The organism is Paenibacillus sp. Z6-24, from assembly GCF_054161335.1.
Genome location: NZ_CP096398.1, coordinates 1996557 through 2014178, shown reverse-complemented (window position 1 = coordinate 2014178; position 17622 = coordinate 1996557). Strand labels below are relative to the sequence as shown.

Sequence of the window (17622 nt, the reverse complement as noted above, 5' to 3'; positions counted from 1 at the left end):
GTTATTTTATATAACTTTATTTCGGCAGACATTAGCCTTTCGGTAACCCAAAAACGACAGGTTTTTTTGTGATTCTTAAAAATATTTTACACAAATTGAAGATAATTGTAGTATATCATAACCATTTACTCCTATTTAAGGCAACTCTATGAACTTTTTTTACATATAAGAGATACTGTAAAATCTGAAATTGTATGCTTGTATTTATGCATGCGAATATTTTCGGTTTTTTTGTTATTTTGTTATTTTGTTATTTTGTCGAAGATGCTATACAGAAATCGTTTTTTTAACGGTAAGTTTAGAATATTAGCTAAAAATATCATTAGTCTGCATCTGGAAATAAATATCTTCTTTTTCCATATATGATGTGATCTAATCATTAATTAAAAAAGCTTATTACTATACTACTGCTTTTCGATCATCTGCTGCAAGTTTACCCAAGCTTTAGCCCCCTATACCGCTACACTACAGAATAGGGCAAAAACTGCAGGAAACGGTGTCCCAGTTCAAGCTGTAAGACAGAAAAAGTAATTCATAAAATCTACAAAAAAAGCGACCGTACAGGAGTTGGTACTCTCTGCGGTCGCTTTTTCTATAATTACACATACAATTAGCTCTTGTACACCCAGACCGGATCATTCATGATCCGGTCCTTGCTCTTCGTCCACTATTCTAGGTACCGATCAGAGTATTCGGCATTTCCATCGGTCCACCCAGCTTGGTGCCGTCACGGAAATTGTAGAATACATAATAATAATGATCCCCGGATTTGGCAAAAATCTGCCATGCATATTTGCCGTTGTATGAACCCGGTATGGCACGAACCACTTCAGCGCCCGGCAGATCCGTCTGTACCAGCTGCTTGGCCTGCTGAACGTTCATCGTTCCTGCTGTTTTCTCTACATGTACAGCATTGGCTCCCTGTACCGGAGTACCATCTTTGTTAAACTTGACCCAAACCATGACTTCCTGCTGCTGATCATTCTGTCCCTGTACGACCCAGTAGATCGATTTGTCATTCCAGACCGACTGGTATGTCCTTGTTAGTGACGTCAGATTCGCCTGCTTCTGGGCAATCTCCAACGCTTGCTGTTCATTGCTCCACGGCTTGGCCATAACATGCACATAGAACTGGTTCACGCACAGTACAATCAGACCTACTACCGTAATAATAATCGCTATCCACTTGCCACTTCCCAAATTTCGCAAGACACGCCATCCTTTCTGTTCAACTTCCGGTTAGCGTGTGAGCAAACCTTCAAAAGCAAGCTGTGCTTCACGGCGGATTTTCTCTTCATCCAGCGTCAGCGATACGCCATCCTTGATCAGCTGCTTGCCATCTACCCAGACATGCAGTACGTCCTTGGCACTCGCGGAATATACCGTATGAGAGATAAAGTCCGTAAACGGCAGGAAATGCGGCTGATCGATATTCAGAGAGGTAATGTCCGCTTTCATGCCTACCGCAAACACGCCTGTATTATCAAGGAATACGGATTTCGCACCATATTCGGTACCCATGCGCAAGGCTTCCAGTGCCGGTACCGCTGTAGGATCACCGGATACGCCTTTGTGAATCAGGGCTGCGAGACGCATTTCTTCGAACATATCCAGATTATTATTGCTGGCCGGTCCGTCGGTACCGAGCGATACGACTACGCCTGCACGCAGCAGATCCGGTACACGGGCTACGCCGCTCGCCAGCTTCAGGTTACTACCCGGGTTATGTGAAATGGTTGCTTTGTGGGCAGCCAGTGTCTGAATCTCTTCATCTGTCAGATGCACGGCATGTGCCAGCAGCGTCGGACGAGTGAATACACCGAGTTTCTCCAGGTGGGCTACCGGACGCAGACCGTAGTCACGTACGTTTTGCTCCACTTCAGCGATCGTCTCGGACATATGTGTATGCAGCGGCACATCGAGATCATGTGCGGCCTGAACGAATTTCTCGATAAATGCCGGCGGGCACGTATACGGCGCATGTGGAGACATCATCGTCGTAATGCGTCCGTTAGCTTGACCGTGCCAGTCGCGTACAAACTGTACCGCCTGATTCAGCTTCTCGTTTTGTTCTTCCTCCGAGCACAGACCGATAACACCGCGCATCAATACCGCTCGCATTCCCGACTGCTCGACCACTTCGGCCACGCGCTCGGAACGGTCATACATATCGAGGAAAGTAGTTGTACCGCCTTTGAGCATCTCCAGTACAGAGAGTGCTGTACCGGTATAGACATCATCACTCGTAAATTTGGCTTCCATCGGCCACATTTTCTCCTGCAGCCAGACCTGAAGGGCCAGATCGTCGCCATATCCGCGCAGCAAAGACATGGCCGCATGACCATGACTGTTAACCAGACCCGGAATGAAGAACTGGTGCCTGCCATCTACGATGGTCATTTCTTCCTGGTCAGCAGGCTCCTCCTCACCCAGATAGGTAATGATATCATTCTCGATGACCATATGGCCGTAGAGTACTGCTTTTTCTCCATGGGAAGCTGCAAATATCCCGTTTTTGATCATCCATTTACTCGGTGAGTTGTTCATTCGTCTCTAATTCCTTTCCATCTTCAAGGTAGTAGGCCAGACTAAGCAGATCGGTTGTAAAATCTGCCGTATGCACACGCACATGCGGTGGTGTCTTCAGAATAATCGGTGCAAAATTCAGAATGGCTTCGATGCCTGCTTCGATCAGCTGATCGGCAACACGCTGGGCTTCGGTATTGGGAACGGTAATGATGCCGACCCGAATATGTTTGGCTTGAACGGTCTCGGCCAGTTCATCAATCGGTTGCACAGTTAGTGTATTGATCTGTGTGCCTACCTTGGGCGTATACGAATCAAAGATCGCTACAATCTTCATCGTCTCCTGCAGATAGGCATTATAGTTGGAAAGCGCATGCCCCAGATTACCCGCTCCGATCAGCGCTACATTGATCTGCTGATCCAGTTTGAGGATATGACGGATCTTCTCGATCAGATAGGATACGTCATATCCGATTCCCTTTCGGCCAAAGTCACCGAAGTAAGCGAGATCCTTGCGAATCTGGGCCGGGTTCAGATCCAGCTTTTGCCCCAGTTCCTGCGAGGATACGGTCGGTACCTCGCGGGTGTGAAGCTCATTCAAGTATCTCAGGTAGACAGGTAATCTTCGCACGACCGCTTCTGATATTTTGTCGGATTTCATGCTTGCTCCCCCTCTTGATTTGCAGCATCCTTTTCGTTCTCACGATGGCTCAGCCATTCCGCAATACGGGGAACCATTTGCTGGGTAGGCATATGTTCCATTTTCGGACCGGGCAGCGAGTAGAGAAAATGCTTTCCGTAATACGACTCGATGACCCGGGTGTCATAAATCAGCACAATACCGCGGTCATTCGCTGTCCGGACCAGTCTGCCAAAGCCCTGTTTGAACCGGATAACTGCCTGTGGTACAGATAATTTCATAAATGGATTTTTCTTTTCTTTTTTGAGCCGTTCGCTTTTGGCTTCTACCAGCGGATGGTTTGGCGGCTGGAAAGGAAGTCGTACAATCGCCAGACAGGTCAGTGCCTCTCCGGGAATATCGACACCTTCCCAGAAGCTGCTCGTCCCTAGCAGTACGCAGGCCGGATGCTCCTGGAAGCGGCGGGTCAGCTTGGTTCGGCTGCCTCCATCCACACCCTGTCCGAATACAGCAATGTCACTCTGTGATAATTTCTCCTTCAGAGGCTCATACACCTGCTTGAGCATCCGGTAAGAAGTAAATAAGACAAGCATGCGTCCGCGCGTAGCCTCGGCAGCATCCGCCAGTGAATGGGCCAGCATGCTAACAAAATGCTCATCACCCACGCTGCCCTTGACGCTTGGGAAGTCTCTCGGGATCAATACGAGCGATTGCTCTCTATAGTTGAAAGGCGATTCCAGCATGGCGGTGTTCAGCTTGCCTTCCTGTTCGGCATCCTTTAGTCCCAGCTGCTCGATCATATACTGGAAATTTTTGTCGATCGACAGCGTCGCCGATGTCAGCACAATACTTTTCTTTTTGTCAAAGAAATGCTCCTTGAGCTGCTGGCTCACGTCGACAGGCACAGCATACATCTGAAGAGACTTGCTGCGATAGTTACCGTTGGCTTCGTACCAGTACACCGTATCCTCGCTGTCCAGCTTGATAAAGTGACGAAGATCGTCGCGTACACCGGTCAGATCCTTGAACAGTCCGGAGACATCTGTTACTAATCCGTCACTGTCCAGCACCTCGTCCGATTCCTTGATCTTGCTCATCACCTGCTCGCCTTTGCGGATAATCTGGCTGAGGCCGATATGAATCCGGTTCTCCAGCTCGGTGATCCCGGCCCATTCGTCCGGTTTCTTTTGCGGCAGCAGGCGAAGTGTGAACTGTGCAGCTTCACCGGGAGCCGCATCACTGCGCTGCGGCAGCAGGGCGAACAGCAGCTCACTGAGCTTGTCCCAGTCTTCCTTGACATCCGTCAATTCCGGGTACAGATTATCGATTGCAATGGCCCATTCCATACCGCGTTCACTGCCGGAAGATCCCAGCTGCTGACGCAAAATCGCCAGCTGGCCGGTCTTGCTGTCCTTGAACAGGCGAAGCATCGGATGAACCAATGTGAAATATTTCATGTGCATGCCCAGATGCTTACCGGCCACATCTTCCAGGTGATGGGCTTCATCAATAATCAGATGTTCATAGGCAGGCAGCAGCTGATGGCCAGCCTTGATATCCGTAAACAGCTTGGAATGATTGGTGATGACTACATCGGCTGCACCGGCTTCATGCTTGGCCCGGTGATAAAAGCATTGCCGGAACCATGGACAGGCGCGTCCAAGGCAGGAATCCGTATCGCTGGCGACCGTTTCCCAGAAATCGCCGCCCCGGTTACCCATATTCAGCTCTTCATCATCCCCGGTCTCGGTCGCTGTCAGCCAGACGATCATCTGTGCTGCAATCAGCACATCTTCCTTGGGACTCTGAAATTCCTTTGTATTTATTTTATGCTCAAATTTGCGCAGACACAAATAATGCTGGCGTCCCTTGAATACGGCAGCACGAAAAGCAAACGGAATGACCTGAGTAAGCAGCGGAACATCCCGTTCGCGCAGCTGTTCCTGCAAATTAATCGTATGCGTGCTGACCATGACTCTCTCGCTGTTTTTGACGCTATGGTAAATGGAAGGCAGCAGATAACCAAGCGACTTGCCGGTTCCTGTTCCTGCCTCGATCAGTAAATGCTTCTCATCCGTAAGCGCACGCACCACTTCATCAAACATATGATTCTGCGGCTCACGTTCTTCATAATCGGGCAGCAGCTTGCGCAGATTGTCCTTGACCTGCTCCAGGAACTCATCAAAGGAGACATCCGCAAGCGGCATGCCTTCGCGCGCTTCCTCTGCGGACGGGATATCCATCCAGTCGCCTACCTTGAGGGCCAGCTGACGGTAAAAGCGGTGCTCATCGAGATCCTGGGCAGGCTGCGCTTCACGCTGCATACGCACACCGTCAAAATACCAGCCCAGATCGCTGTCCTGGTTATCAAACAGTTCGGATAGACGCTGCACGGTAATCAGCGGCAGACCATCCAGCTCTTCGATGCATTTAAGGAACACATAAGCTGTCGCCAATGCATCGCTGTCTGCCTGATGAGGACGATCATGCTCGAACCCCAATGAACTGCTGACCATGCTGAGCTGATAGCTCGGCAGATTCGGGAAAAAAATACGCAGGAAATCCATCGTATCCAGCACTCTGCCGGTAAATGGCAAATAACCGGTACGGTCCAGCGCACGCTGCAAAAATCCCAGGTCAAAAGCTACATTATGCCCGACCAGTACGGCATCTTCCAGCAGCGGTATCATCTCCAGCATGACGTCATCCAGTTCGGGAGCATCTGCCACATCTTCATTGCGAATACCGGTGAGTCCGGTAATAAACGGAGGAATCTTGCCTCCGGGCTTAACCATGGAGCTGTATACCTGTGTAATGGTTAAATCATGATCTATAACAGCAAGACCCACCTGAATGATATCATCCGAGGACTGGGTTCCTGTTGTCTCAAAATCCAGTACGGCAAATTTCATGGATGTCTAAATCCTTTCCTTGCAGTCGTCACACCTGATGTCAAAATGTTCACCTATCAGCATACCAGAACGAGGCGGTTTTGAAAACGTGGCGAGGTGACGGGAACTGCCGCATCCTGCATACAGCCTGTACGGCTGTACGGCAATCTCTCTCCCGGCCGCCCGGGTTATCCTTTATATACATAAAAAAGGTGATACATGACGTGTTTGACAGGCACGCGGTATCACCTTGCTTAGGCGTTATGTTTCTTTTATTATACATGATTTCGCCGGGTTCGCCTACGCATATTATCCATTTCACCGGCTTCCATCGGTAATCATCATGATTCCGATTTCTTTTCCGGAAATCCAGAGTGGGTGAAAAAACCTGCCGGCAACCATACCGGCAGGACATCATTCCAATTACATAATGGTCGCGTGAACTTCCTTGTGTGCTTCCATGACCGGTTTGTTCTGATCATCCACAAATACAACGGTTGGACGATGTGTCTGCAGCTCTTCACTGCTCATCATCGCATACGAAATAATGATTACGGTATCTCCAGGCTGTACGAGACGTGCGGCTGCACCATTCAGGCATACAACGCCGCTGCCGCGCGGGCCGGTAATGACGTACGTTTCCAGGCGGGCACCATTGTTGTTGTTGACGATCTGTACTTTTTCATTTTCAAGCAGATCCGCCGCTTCCATCAGATCTTCGTCGATCGTAATGCTGCCGACATAGTTCAGATTGGCCTCTGTAACCGTGGCACGGTGGATTTTGGATTTCATCATTGTTCTATACATGAAGGGACACACCTTTCGTTTCCATAATTACATTATCGATCAGACGGGTTGGGCCGAATTTGACAGCCAGCGCTATGATCACTTCCTGATTCAGTTCATGCAGTACCGTATCGTCAGCCAGCACTTCCAGCTGCGGGAAAGACAGAATCTCCGCATAATCGATTACCGCTATCGGAGAAGTGCCAATCTCGCGGCGCAGCAGTTCACGCACTTGGCCGGCTGTCATCTCCTGATTCTCCAGAATCTGCTCACGAGCCAGACGCAGGGAACGGGATAATACGAGCGCCTGCGCGCGTTCTTCCCTGGAAAGGTAGACATTGCGCGAGCTGAGTGCCAGTCCATCTTCTTCGCGAATAATCGGACAAGGAACAATCTCGATATCCATGTTTAGATCATTCACCATCTGGGTAATGACCGCGACCTGCTGGGCGTCTTTGGCTCCGAAAAAGGCATGGTCCGGTTTGACGATATTGAACAGCTTGGTCACCACGGTCGATACGCCGTCAAAGTGACCGGGACGAGATGCCCCGCACAGTGTATCGGTCAGCTCCGCTACAGTGACATGCGTCTTGGTCGGTGACGGATACATCACCTCTACGGTCGGCAGGAAGACGATATCCACGCCTTCCGCTTCAGCCAGCGCCAGATCGCGCTGTTCGTCACGTGGATAACGTTCGAAATCTTCATTGGGTCCAAACTGGATCGGATTGACGAAAATGCTGATGACCACAATATCGCTGGTCTGTTTGGCTTTGCGCATCAGACTGGCATGGCCTTCATGCAGGAATCCCATGGTAGGCACCAGACCGACGGTTGCTTCATGATCTTCACGAGAACGCTGCTTGCGAAGGTCTTTCACTTCCTGGCGAATCTCTGCGATGCTGTGCAGTACCTTCACGCTTGCTCCTCTCCTTTCCGTTTGGCTCCATATAGGGAATCCAGTGCTTCCTGATCCGGGTTAAAAGCATGCTGCTCTGCCGGGAAGGCACGTGTTTTGACTTCATTTACATACTCTTCGAGAGCCGTACGGATCGTAGCTCCGATATCGGCATACGTTTTGACAAAACGCTTCTCGCGGTAGGACGATGTGTATTTGACCACATCATGAAATACGAGCACCTGACCGTCACAACCACGGCCTGCTCCAATACCGATCGTCGGGATAGACAGCTGACCGGTAATCATTGCTGCGGTATCTTCAGTGACCAGTTCCAGCACGACGCCAAATGCACCTGCGGCTTCCAATGCCCGGGCATCATTCAGCAGACGCTGGGCATCCTGCTCATCTTTGCCTTGTACACGGTACCCCCCAATCTGATGCACCGATTGCGGTGTTAGACCAATATGCGCCAGTACGGGTACGCCGGCGCGTGTAATCGCCGCAACCGTATCGGCAATCTCCGCTCCGCCTTCAAGCTTCACGGCATGGGCATGTCCTTCCTGCATAATGCGCTTCACACTGCGCAGGGTCTCATCTATACTTCCGTGATATGTCATGAACGGCAGATCCGCCACGATAAAGGTAGACTGTGCTCCACGTGCAACCGCACGGGAGTGGTAGACGATATCGTCCACCGTTACCGGGATGGTGGAATCATATCCCAGCACCACATTTCCCAGTGAATCTCCGATCAACAGCATCTCCACGCCAGCTTCTTCAGCCAGCTGTGCTGTCGGATAATCATAGGCGGTCACCATCGTAATCGGATCGCCTTCCTTCTTCATTTTTTTCATTTTTACAATATTCAGCGGCGTTTTGGCTGCCATGTGACATCAAGCTCCTTCTAATCAATATAGTATTTGGACAAAATAAAAAACCTTTTAGTTGATCACTAAAAAGGTCCTGAGTCCAAAAAAGAGTCACTTTGCGATCGTCTCTCCTGTCTCGGTCCATTTCATGGCTCAGAGCAGAATTGAAGTTAGCCAACACCTCGCTTCGTATGGGTATCCCGCAGGATACATATAGTAGGGCAGAATACAGATCAGCCGGAAAAATAGATCCCGGACGGTACAGAGCTGCTGCCTGCAGGCTGCCGGACATAACTGTCCACACGGCCAAATCGCTCGGCACGACTCCATATCCTCTGACGGTGCTCGCCTGCCAGCTTACACCAAGTTAACATCATAAAGTACGGTTCGGTCATGCCGATACCGTCTTCCCTGCTAGTATACCAGAGTCGTTCCACAATTTCACTATTTAAAGTTAATTACATTTTATTACTTACCTACCGGGGATATAGAATCCAAATACTGATATATCCCCTTGCATTTTGCTCGTACCTCCAGTACTTATACCGGTACCTTTATTGCCTTTAGCGCCTGAGTATTTTCGTGCTTGAAGACTTTTAATGCCACTGGTATTTGGGTGCTTGTATAGTGTTGGAGTGCTTTTGGTAGCTTTGATGCCTCTGCTTGCCCGGTTAGAGATTAATTTCACCCGAGTATACCGGCAAAATAGTACCATCCTCCTGCTGAAGCAGCAGTTCACCGTTGCTTCCAAGCCCTGTCGCTTTTCCGTTCATCACGCCCTGCGGAGTATGAACGGTCAAATGCTGACCCATGGAGAAAGCCAGCGCTTCCCACAACGCAGCAATCGCCGCAAATCCCTGCTCGCTGTACAGCCGGTACATCGCTTCCAGTTCCTGTATGACCGCTGCCACTACCACGGTACGATCCAGCGGTTCGCCGCCGCTTTCCATACGCAGCGATGTGGCAATAGACTGCAGCTCTTCCGGCAGGTCTTCGGCCGCCAGATTGACGTCGATGCCGATTCCGGCAATCGCGTGACGCACATACCCATCCTCGGCAGCGGATTCAACGAGAATGCCGCATACTTTGCGCCCGTCGATCAGCAGATCATTCGGCCATTTGATACCGATATTCAGGCTGCTGACACTTCGCAGTGCCCTGCAGACGGCTACTGCCGCCAGCAGGGTCAGCTGCGGGGTATACTGCAGCGGCTGCACCGGACGCATAATCAGGCTCATCCAGATGCCGCGGCCCGGAGGGGAATGCCAGTGGCGTCCCTGTCTGCCGCGCCCCTTGGTCTGTTCTTCCGCAATGACCAGTGTTCCCTCAGGTGCGCCCTGTTCGGCCAATGTACGGGCGATATCCTGTGTGGAACCGATCGACGGGAATAAGTGCAAGGGCTCTCCCCATGAGGTCACTTCGCCCAGACGCATACGCAGGGAGACTTCATCGAACCGATCCGGATAACGGGTGATCCGGTATCCTTTGCGGGTGACCGATTCGAACTCGTATCCCTGCTCCTTGAGTCGGTTAATGCCTTTCCATACGGCGGTTCGGCTGACGGCCATCCGGCGGCTGATCTCTTCCCCGGATATATATTCACCTGGACGCTCGGTCAGGAGCGCCAGCAGTTGTTCATCACGCATCATTCTTCCCTCTCTTCGTACCGCTGACGGGCGTATTCCAGAATCGCTTCCCGTTCATTATCCAGCTGACCGGTGGCCGCTGCCAGCAGAATACTGTTCATCAATTTACCCAGCCAGGGACCCCCTTTGGCCTGCAGGGCTGCTAGTATTTCCTGTCCATTGATCTGTACATCTCCAAGGCCGAATATGCTCATTCCATCCAGCCACTCCTCGGCATGCTGCGCGACAACCGCAAGCTGCCGCTGATCCTGTTCCGGCAGAACCGGATAGAGCTGCCGCCACTGCAGGGCTGCCTCGCATCCATAATCGATAACTGCGGAGACATAGATCTCGTACAGAGATTTCCCGGCTGCGGAAGCAGTAAGCAGTCGATCATTCATACGCAGCAGACGGGATACCTGATCCATAAAGGCATTGGAAAAGGTCCATTCCTTCATATAAGGCTTCATACGGTCACTATCCAGTCCCAGCGCCATGATCATAAGCGTCCATCGCAATGCGGCAGGCGAAGCTGGCACATCCGCCAACCGGTTCAGCAGCTCCGGCTGCTTCGGCGGGCAGGGCACCTGTATTTTCATGTACGGTACCAGTTCACTCTCCTGCAGCAGCCGGATACCTTTGAACGGGTGAGGACCGGCGATCATTTTCTCCATTTCGACCCGGATACGCTCGGCTGCAATATAGCTGATCAGCGAGCGGCGGTGCAGCAATGCCTGCCAGGTCGCCTTTTCAATCGTAAAATCAAATACCGCCGAGAAACGGATACCGCGCAGCATACGCAGCGCATCTTCCTCAAACCGCTCCTCCGGATCGCCAACACAGCGGATAATGCCCTGCTCCAGATCTTCCCTGCCATGGAACGGATCGACATAGCTGCCGTCGATGCCGCGGGCGATTGCATTCATCGTAAAATCCCGGCGCCGCAGGTCCTCATACAGATCGCTCACAAACTGCACTTGCTCCGGACGCCGGTGATCGGTATAATCACTCTCCGTGCGGTATGTAGTCACTTCGAAATGCTCACCATTCATAATGACAGTGATCGTTCCATGAGCAATTCCCGTGGGAATGGTATGTTCAAATAAAGCCATTACCTGCTCGGGTGTGGCATTGGTCGCTATATCCATATCATTTACCGGACGGCCCATCAGCTCATCCCGGACACAGCCACCGACAAAATAACCTTCATATCCCTGTTCAACCAGATGGCGGAGCAGAGATATACCCTGCTCCGCCATCTGTGGATCAATCCATTTCCAATCCATTTCTTATTCCTCTCAACCCTGTACCGCAGAAGTATGGGACATCTCGCGGCCCAGTACGCGGTAATAGATTTGTTCGTATTTATTTAACATCGCTTCATTGCTGAATTCCGTCTGGGCCCGCTGGATACATTGTTCACGTACCCGCTGCATCAGCAGGGGATCACGCAGCAGCTGCAGTGCATAGCCTGCCATCGCTTCCGTGTCCCCGATCTGTGCCAGATAGCCGGTCTCTCCATGAATGACCAGCTCGGGAATGCCGCCGGCCTGTGATCCGATCGTCGGTACGCCGCAGGCCATCGCTTCCAGCGCCACCAGGCCAAAGCTTTCCTTTTCGGAAGGCAGCATGAGAATGTCAGCCAGCGAGATTACCTGCGGAATATCGTCCTGCTTGCCAAGGAAATGTACACGATCCGTCAACCCCAGTTCCTGAATCTGCCACTGGATCTTCGGCAGATCCGGGCCTTCGCCGACAAACAGCAGCCGTGAAGGAATCTCGGCATTGATTCTGGCAAAGGTATCGACTACATCGCTGACACGCTTGACCGGACGGAAGTTGGAGATATGCATAATGATCCGGTCATCCCCAAATCCGAAATCTTCGCACAGCTGGGCAGTTTCCCGTGGATAATATACCCGTTTGTCCACAAAATTGTACGTGAGATCAATATCACGTGTTATATCGAGCAGCTCATGCGTCTCCCGGATCAGATCCTTGGAGACGGCTGTCACTGCATCACTTTCATTGATCGCCAGACGAATCAGGTCCTTGAGCGATTCGTCCTGAGCCAGCACGGTAATGTCTGTCCCGTGCAGTGTGGTTACCACTTTGAGATGGTCACCGATCATCTGTTTGGCCAGAAAGGCACACACCGCATGTGGTACCGCATAATGCACATGCAGCACATCCAGCTGCTGCATTTTGGCCACCTGGGCCATTTTATTCGCCAGTGTCAGATCATATGGTGGATACTTGAATACATAATAGTCGTTAACCTCGACTTCATGATAGAAAATATTTTTGTGAAACGTTCCCAGACGAAAAGGGACACTATGCGAAATAAAATGCACTTCATGCCCTTTTTCGGCAAGCAGCTTGCCAAGTTCGGTCGCCACGACGCCGGAACCGCCAAGTGACGGATAACAAGTGATGCCAATTTTCAGCATCTTGTCCATAAGGGCAGTCTCCCTTCCTCTAATCATCCATTAATGTATATCTGTATGTTTATATGAAAATATATCTTTTATATACCCTGATTCCGTGCAAATACCAATCACTGCAAGCTTCCTGCACTTTGCACAGCAACAGCCTACAGCAGCCGGTCGGCTACATACGGAGTGCGGGTAACAAAGCCTTCCGCATACGGAACCATGCTGCGCTGTCCGGCCAGTGAATCACGGTAGCGAACACGCTCGACATAGCCCTGATTCAGCGGCGTCGCGACGGTATCGCTGTCGCTGCCAAGACCGCCGAACTGCGAAGCATAGCAGGACAGCGTCTGTATTTTGCGTTCGTAATGTTCGCTTACATCAATCATCAGATTGGCCGGGCCCGGATCATTAATAAAATAATAATAAGTCTGCTGCACGGTAACCGGCGGCAGCTCCGGCATATAGCGTCGCAGCTTGGCATTGAATACCGCTTCTTCCACCAGCTTGCTGCATACCATATGGTCAGGATGGCGGTCTTCCCAGTAAGGAGCAAACACAATTTTCGGCGCACAGCGGCGAATCTCCGCTGTAATGGCATCCAGCTGTTCCCGCGAGCGTTCCAGACCGCGATCCGGCAGCCTCAGATTATTGCGATAGGCAAGACCCATCACTTCCGCAGCCGCAGCCGCCTCCTGCTTGCGCAGCTCGACCGTACCGTTGGAAGACATTTCCGCTTCGGTTAGTTCGCAGATGCCTACCCGCAGACCCGCTGCAGTATGCTTGATGATCGTTCCGGCCATCCCGATCTCCGCGTCATCCGCATGAGCGCCGAAGATCAGAATGTCCAGCGGCTCAATCATTTCATATCCTCCACCGGTTTGTACTTGTCCGGCAGCTCACGCCAGGCAAAATCTCCACGATCCAGCGCTTTAACCAGAATCTCGGCAGTCGCAATATTGGTCGCTACCGGAATACCCTGCACGTCGCAGATACGCAGCAGTGCCGTAATATCGGGTTCATGCGGCTGCGCCATCAATGGATCACGCAGAAAAATGATCAGATCCAGCTGATTCTCGGCAACGAGCGCACCGATCTGCTGGTCACCGCCCAGCGGACCAGACATAAAGCGGTGAATTTTCAGTTCCGTCTGTTCCATGATCCGCAGTCCGGTTGTACCGGTGGAATACAGCTGGTGGCCCTGGAATACATGCTCATAGGCCGTTACAAAGTTAACCATTTCATCCTTTTTACGATCATGCGCGATAAAAGCAATCTGAAACACAGACATCTCTCCCATCATTTATCTATTTATCCGTATATTCACTAACTGTTCAGCGACCCGTACGAGATACACATGCAGATCGCTGGAAGATTTACTTTCCGCTTAGTCGACGAATCGTTCAAATCCGTACACCATACCGGTATATTCCATAACCTTTTGTACCCCAATTTTCACGCCTGGCATATAACCTGCGCGTTCATAGGAATCATGACGAATTTTGAGTGACTGGCCAAAGCTGCCAAAGATCACTTCCTGCTGGGCAAACACTCCGGGCAGACGTACGCTGTGAATGCGGAATCCATCGTACTCTCCACCGCGTGAGCCGGCAATGATTTCCTTTTCGTTCGGATTGCCCTGCTTCATGGATTCACGCACTTCAGAGATCATCTCCGCTGTCTTCACCGCAGTTCCTGAAGGTGCATCCAGCTTCTGGTCACCGTGATACTCGATAATCTCCAGATGCGGGAAATGCTTGGCTGCCAGCGCCGAGAAGCGCATCAGCAAAATAGCGCCAATAGAGAAGTTCGGAGCGATCAAGCCGCCAATGCCGGCCTGCTCACATTTGGTGTTCAATTCTTCAATCTGTTCCGGTGTATAGCCGGTCGTTCCCATCACGGGACGCACACCTGCTGCAATCGCCAGATTGGCATGTTCATAGGCAAATTCAGGGTTTGTAAAATCGACCAGCACATCCGCCTGCCCGGCAGAGATTGCTTCCTGCAGATCAGCTGTCACCAGCACACCTGCTGTTCCCATTCCTACCATTTCTCCGGCATCCTTGCCTGCATCGGAGCGTCCGACAGCAGCTGCGAGTTCCAACTCCTGATCGCCAAGCACCAGCTTTACAACTTCCTTGCCCATACGCCCTCCGGCGCCGGCTACAATTACACGAATCGGTTTGTCCATGACTAATCTCCTTTACCGCTGCTATTCATTATCATTATATAGATACTTATTATAAGTGTGTATCCGTCAAATGAGCCAGTACTTTATCATTCGGCTGCATTTACTGACTGTCTCCGTCCGATTCCGCTTCTATGCGTGTCCAGCGGTCTTTGTCCCGGGTATTAAATTTATGCATCACTTTATTATGAGCCTCTGCCAGATCAATCCCGAGCGAATTGGCAAAACAAATCGTAATAAACAAGATATCGCCAAGTTCCAGTTCGATCGAATTATCGTCTTCGTCGCTTTTTTTGGGCTTCTCGCCAAAGGAATGGTTTACTTCACGCGCCAGTTCACCGACTTCCTCCGACATCCGCGCCAGCATGGCCAGCGGGGAAAAGTATCCTTCCTTGAACTGGGAAATGTAGGCATCTACCTCTCTTTGCATTTCCGCAAGTGATTTTTCTGTCATTTCAATCCCTCCGTAAATTCCAGATAAATAGTATAAAAATTACAAATGGTGTATAGGTATGTATACGCTCCGGAAAGCCGCCAATACTGCCTATTGCCGAATTCATGACTCCCCCATATAGTTAAGAATGGGCCGGGCTGCAACCGGGATTTGATATCATTCTGTATGTACCATTCTGCGATATGGTGTCAATTGAATATGTCATTACCATGTTATCCTAAAGCGATTTTGAAAACAAATCCTTTTTACTGTACCTATTTCCCTTTATCCTTGACTATTCCAATGGAGGTATTCACATCATGGTACAACAATTTTGGCGGCAATTCAGGGTTATTTTGCCGATTCTGTTCGGTGCGGGCGTCTACGCCTTTGGTTTATTGTATTTTATTATTCCGAATAAGCTTATGGAAGGCGGCGTTACCGGAATTACCATTTTGCTGAATTATTCCTTTGGCATCTCGCCTTCGCTGTCCACATTAATTATTAATATTCCACTGTTTCTGATCGGACTCAAAATGCTCGGTCGGCGAAAGATGATCTACACCGGGGTAGGAATCGCTGCACTGACCTTTTTCCTGTGGCTGTTCGAGCGGCTGATCGATATGGGCTGGATTGTGCCATTCCAGACGCAGCATGATTATATTCTGGCTGTATTGTACGCAGGCGTGACGCTGGGAATTGGGCTGGGGATCGTATTCCGATTCGGCGGGACGACCGGTGGATCGGATATTATCGCGACAATTCTGAACCGGGCATTCGGCTGGAGTATCGGCCAGATTATGCTGGTGCTGGACATTATCATTATTGGCGGTTCCCTGTTCTTTATTTCCAAGGAGCTGGTGCTGTACACGCTGGTGACGGTATTTATCGCCACCAAGATTATTGATTTTATCCAGGAAGGCGCTTATTCCGGCAAAGCATTTACGATCATCAGCGATCATGCCGGGGAGATTGCCGAGGTTATTATGAAAGAAATGGATCGCGGCGTGACGCTGATCCCTGCGATTGGGGCCTATTCCAAGCAGGCCAAGGAAGTCGCCTACTGCGTCGTCTCCCGTCAGGAGATCCGGCGGGTACATACGATTGTGAAGTCGGTGGACCCGCGGGCATTTGTGATTATTAATGAAGTGAATGATGTGCATGGGGAAGGGTTCCGGGAAGAGCTGCATCACTGAGACGAGTTAAATATCTGGACGTATGGAGCGGCAATATATAGGGTATTTATCCAGAATCGGGGTCATACAGTGCCAATATGCATATTAGCACTGGGAAACATATCAATGAAACCTGAAAAACATTCGCTAAAGATAGGTGAATTCTTTATATGAACAAAAGCACTGAACGAATTGTTCAGTGCTTTTTCTGCTGCTGGATATGACTGTTACTCTGTAGTTTGCCTGTCTATTTCTAGCTTGTACTTTTCCTGCTTTTCCTTTTTGTTGATTGTGTTTTTGGTTTCCTGTATTTTAATCTTCCAATTGGTATTTCCATACCAACGCTTGGTCGTTGTGCGAATGAGTGTAAGCTTTTCAGGTACTCTATCCAATCCGAATATACGGAGTTCATAGCTCATATCATCATCTTTACTCTTGAACTGATCCAGCTCGATACCGGCACTATTTTTATCAGAGGTTAATCTATAGCTGCCTCTTCCATCTACTTTATATGTGTTTCCATATTCATCTATCGCTTTATACTCATAACTATCCATACCGTTCTTGACCTTACCGATTACAGGCAAGCTTCCCTCCAATGATTTGGATAGATCATCTCCTTCATGATTGACTTCATATCTCCCCAACTTTAGCTGATCTCCCATAGAATCGAAAGACAAGGGATAATTGACATGAGCCGGGTCAAATGTCAGAGCATGTCCATCACGTTCTTTTACCAGATACCCGTCTAATACCAAATAATAGGGTTGATCGACAGGCAAATCACTGAATGTATAGCTCCAGTGCATTTCTCCAGTCGTTTCACCTGCAATATGCTGAGAAGTTAATACATTCGAATTAGGATCAGCAGAACTTACATTTACAATATGATTCCCCGACCTATCCTCAATATGGAATCGGATTTCCTGCTCTTTCCACAGTTCTCCTGGAGAGCGCTCCAGTGCTTTTTTAGATAATTGAGTATCCCATTCCAGCCGTACTCCCTGAACCATCCATGTAATACGTATCCATGTAATACGTTTTAAGCTTATGCTCATTCCATCAGGCGACGTATAGTTTCCCATGATCGGAATGATTCTGGTCTGTTTGTTTGCTCTATCTAAGTCAATCGTAAATTGGAATTTCCAGTTCCCCT

17 protein-coding genes are annotated in these 17622 nt (G+C 50.0%); 1 reads left to right on the top strand and 16 read right to left on the bottom strand.

From position 1 onward, the window contains the following. Positions 1-672: 672 nt before the first annotated feature. From M1D61_RS08905 to M1D61_RS08835, 15 genes are all read right to left on the bottom strand, one after another. Positions 673-1209, bottom strand: coding sequence for a cell wall elongation regulator TseB-like domain-containing protein (locus M1D61_RS08905; protein WP_458122018.1), 537 nt, complete (start codon positions 1207-1209; stop codon positions 673-675). Positions 1210-1239: 30 nt separating this feature from the next. After that, positions 1240-2547: an amidohydrolase gene (locus M1D61_RS08900; RefSeq protein WP_458122017.1), complete on the bottom strand. Its 1308-nt coding sequence runs from the start codon at positions 2545-2547 to the stop codon at positions 1240-1242. After that, on the bottom strand, positions 2528-3187 hold the full coding sequence (locus M1D61_RS08895; RefSeq protein ID WP_458122016.1) for a redox-sensing transcriptional repressor Rex: 660 nt from the start codon (positions 3185-3187) through the stop codon (positions 2528-2530). Before M1D61_RS08895 ends, M1D61_RS08900 begins: the two co-directional genes overlap by 20 nt. Beyond that, positions 3184-6078, bottom strand: a complete 2895-nt coding sequence (gene dinG, locus M1D61_RS08890) for an ATP-dependent DNA helicase DinG (protein ID WP_458122015.1) — start codon at positions 6076-6078, stop codon at positions 3184-3186. The genes M1D61_RS08895 and dinG overlap by 4 nt, the downstream gene beginning before the upstream one ends. Before the next feature lie 402 nt (positions 6079-6480). Continuing rightward, a complete protein-coding gene (panD, locus tag M1D61_RS08885) occupies positions 6481-6864 on the bottom strand; it encodes an aspartate 1-decarboxylase (RefSeq protein WP_458122014.1) in 384 nt (127 codons plus the stop codon). Then, entirely contained in the window at positions 6857-7762 is a 906-nt protein-coding gene (panC, locus tag M1D61_RS08880) for a pantoate--beta-alanine ligase (RefSeq protein WP_458122013.1), read from the bottom strand. The genes panD and panC overlap by 8 nt, the downstream gene beginning before the upstream one ends. After that, on the bottom strand, positions 7759-8631 hold the full coding sequence (panB, locus tag M1D61_RS08875; RefSeq protein ID WP_046215042.1) for a 3-methyl-2-oxobutanoate hydroxymethyltransferase: 873 nt from the start codon (positions 8629-8631) through the stop codon (positions 7759-7761). Before panB ends, panC begins: the two co-directional genes overlap by 4 nt. A 215-nt stretch (positions 8632-8846) precedes the next feature. Continuing rightward, complete coding sequence (locus tag M1D61_RS08870) at positions 8847-9050, bottom strand: hypothetical protein (protein WP_458122012.1); 204 nt, start codon at positions 9048-9050, stop codon at positions 8847-8849. Between the two features lie 234 nt (positions 9051-9284). Next, on the bottom strand, positions 9285-10262 hold the full coding sequence (locus M1D61_RS08865; protein ID WP_458122011.1) for a biotin--[acetyl-CoA-carboxylase] ligase: 978 nt from the start codon (positions 10260-10262) through the stop codon (positions 9285-9287). Further along, positions 10259-11524 (bottom strand): CCA tRNA nucleotidyltransferase, encoded by a 1266-nt coding sequence (locus M1D61_RS08860; RefSeq protein ID WP_458122010.1) that lies wholly within the window; start codon positions 11522-11524, stop codon positions 10259-10261. The genes M1D61_RS08865 and M1D61_RS08860 overlap by 4 nt, the downstream gene beginning before the upstream one ends. Positions 11525-11536: 12 nt before the next feature. After that, entirely contained in the window at positions 11537-12697 is a 1161-nt protein-coding gene (gene bshA / locus M1D61_RS08855) for an N-acetyl-alpha-D-glucosaminyl L-malate synthase BshA (RefSeq protein WP_458122009.1), read from the bottom strand. 134 nt (positions 12698-12831) lie between these two features. After that, positions 12832-13533, bottom strand: coding sequence for a bacillithiol biosynthesis deacetylase BshB1 (gene bshB1, locus M1D61_RS08850; protein WP_458122008.1), 702 nt, complete (start codon positions 13531-13533; stop codon positions 12832-12834). Next, entirely contained in the window at positions 13530-13955 is a 426-nt protein-coding gene (mgsA, locus tag M1D61_RS08845; protein ID WP_458122007.1) for a methylglyoxal synthase, read from the bottom strand. The genes bshB1 and mgsA overlap by 4 nt, the downstream gene beginning before the upstream one ends. A 102-nt stretch (positions 13956-14057) precedes the next feature. After that, positions 14058-14861 carry a 4-hydroxy-tetrahydrodipicolinate reductase gene (gene dapB / locus M1D61_RS08840; protein WP_458122006.1) on the bottom strand — a complete coding sequence of 268 codons (804 nt, stop codon included), beginning with the start codon at positions 14859-14861 and terminating at the stop codon, positions 14058-14060. Between the two features lie 100 nt (positions 14862-14961). Then, positions 14962-15312, bottom strand: coding sequence for a nucleotide pyrophosphohydrolase (locus M1D61_RS08835; RefSeq protein WP_458122005.1), 351 nt, complete (start codon positions 15310-15312; stop codon positions 14962-14964). A 299-nt stretch (positions 15313-15611) separates the two neighbouring features. On the opposite strand from M1D61_RS08835, the gene M1D61_RS08830 reads away from it, so the two are divergent. Beyond that, positions 15612-16487 (top strand): YitT family protein, encoded by an 876-nt coding sequence (locus M1D61_RS08830; protein ID WP_458122004.1) that lies wholly within the window; start codon positions 15612-15614, stop codon positions 16485-16487. A gap of 206 nt (positions 16488-16693) precedes the next feature. Here M1D61_RS08830 and M1D61_RS08825 read toward each other — a convergent pair whose 3' ends face one another. After that, positions 16694-17551 (bottom strand): hypothetical protein, encoded by an 858-nt coding sequence (locus M1D61_RS08825; protein ID WP_458122003.1) that lies wholly within the window; start codon positions 17549-17551, stop codon positions 16694-16696. Between the last annotated feature and the right edge of the window lie 71 nt (positions 17552-17622).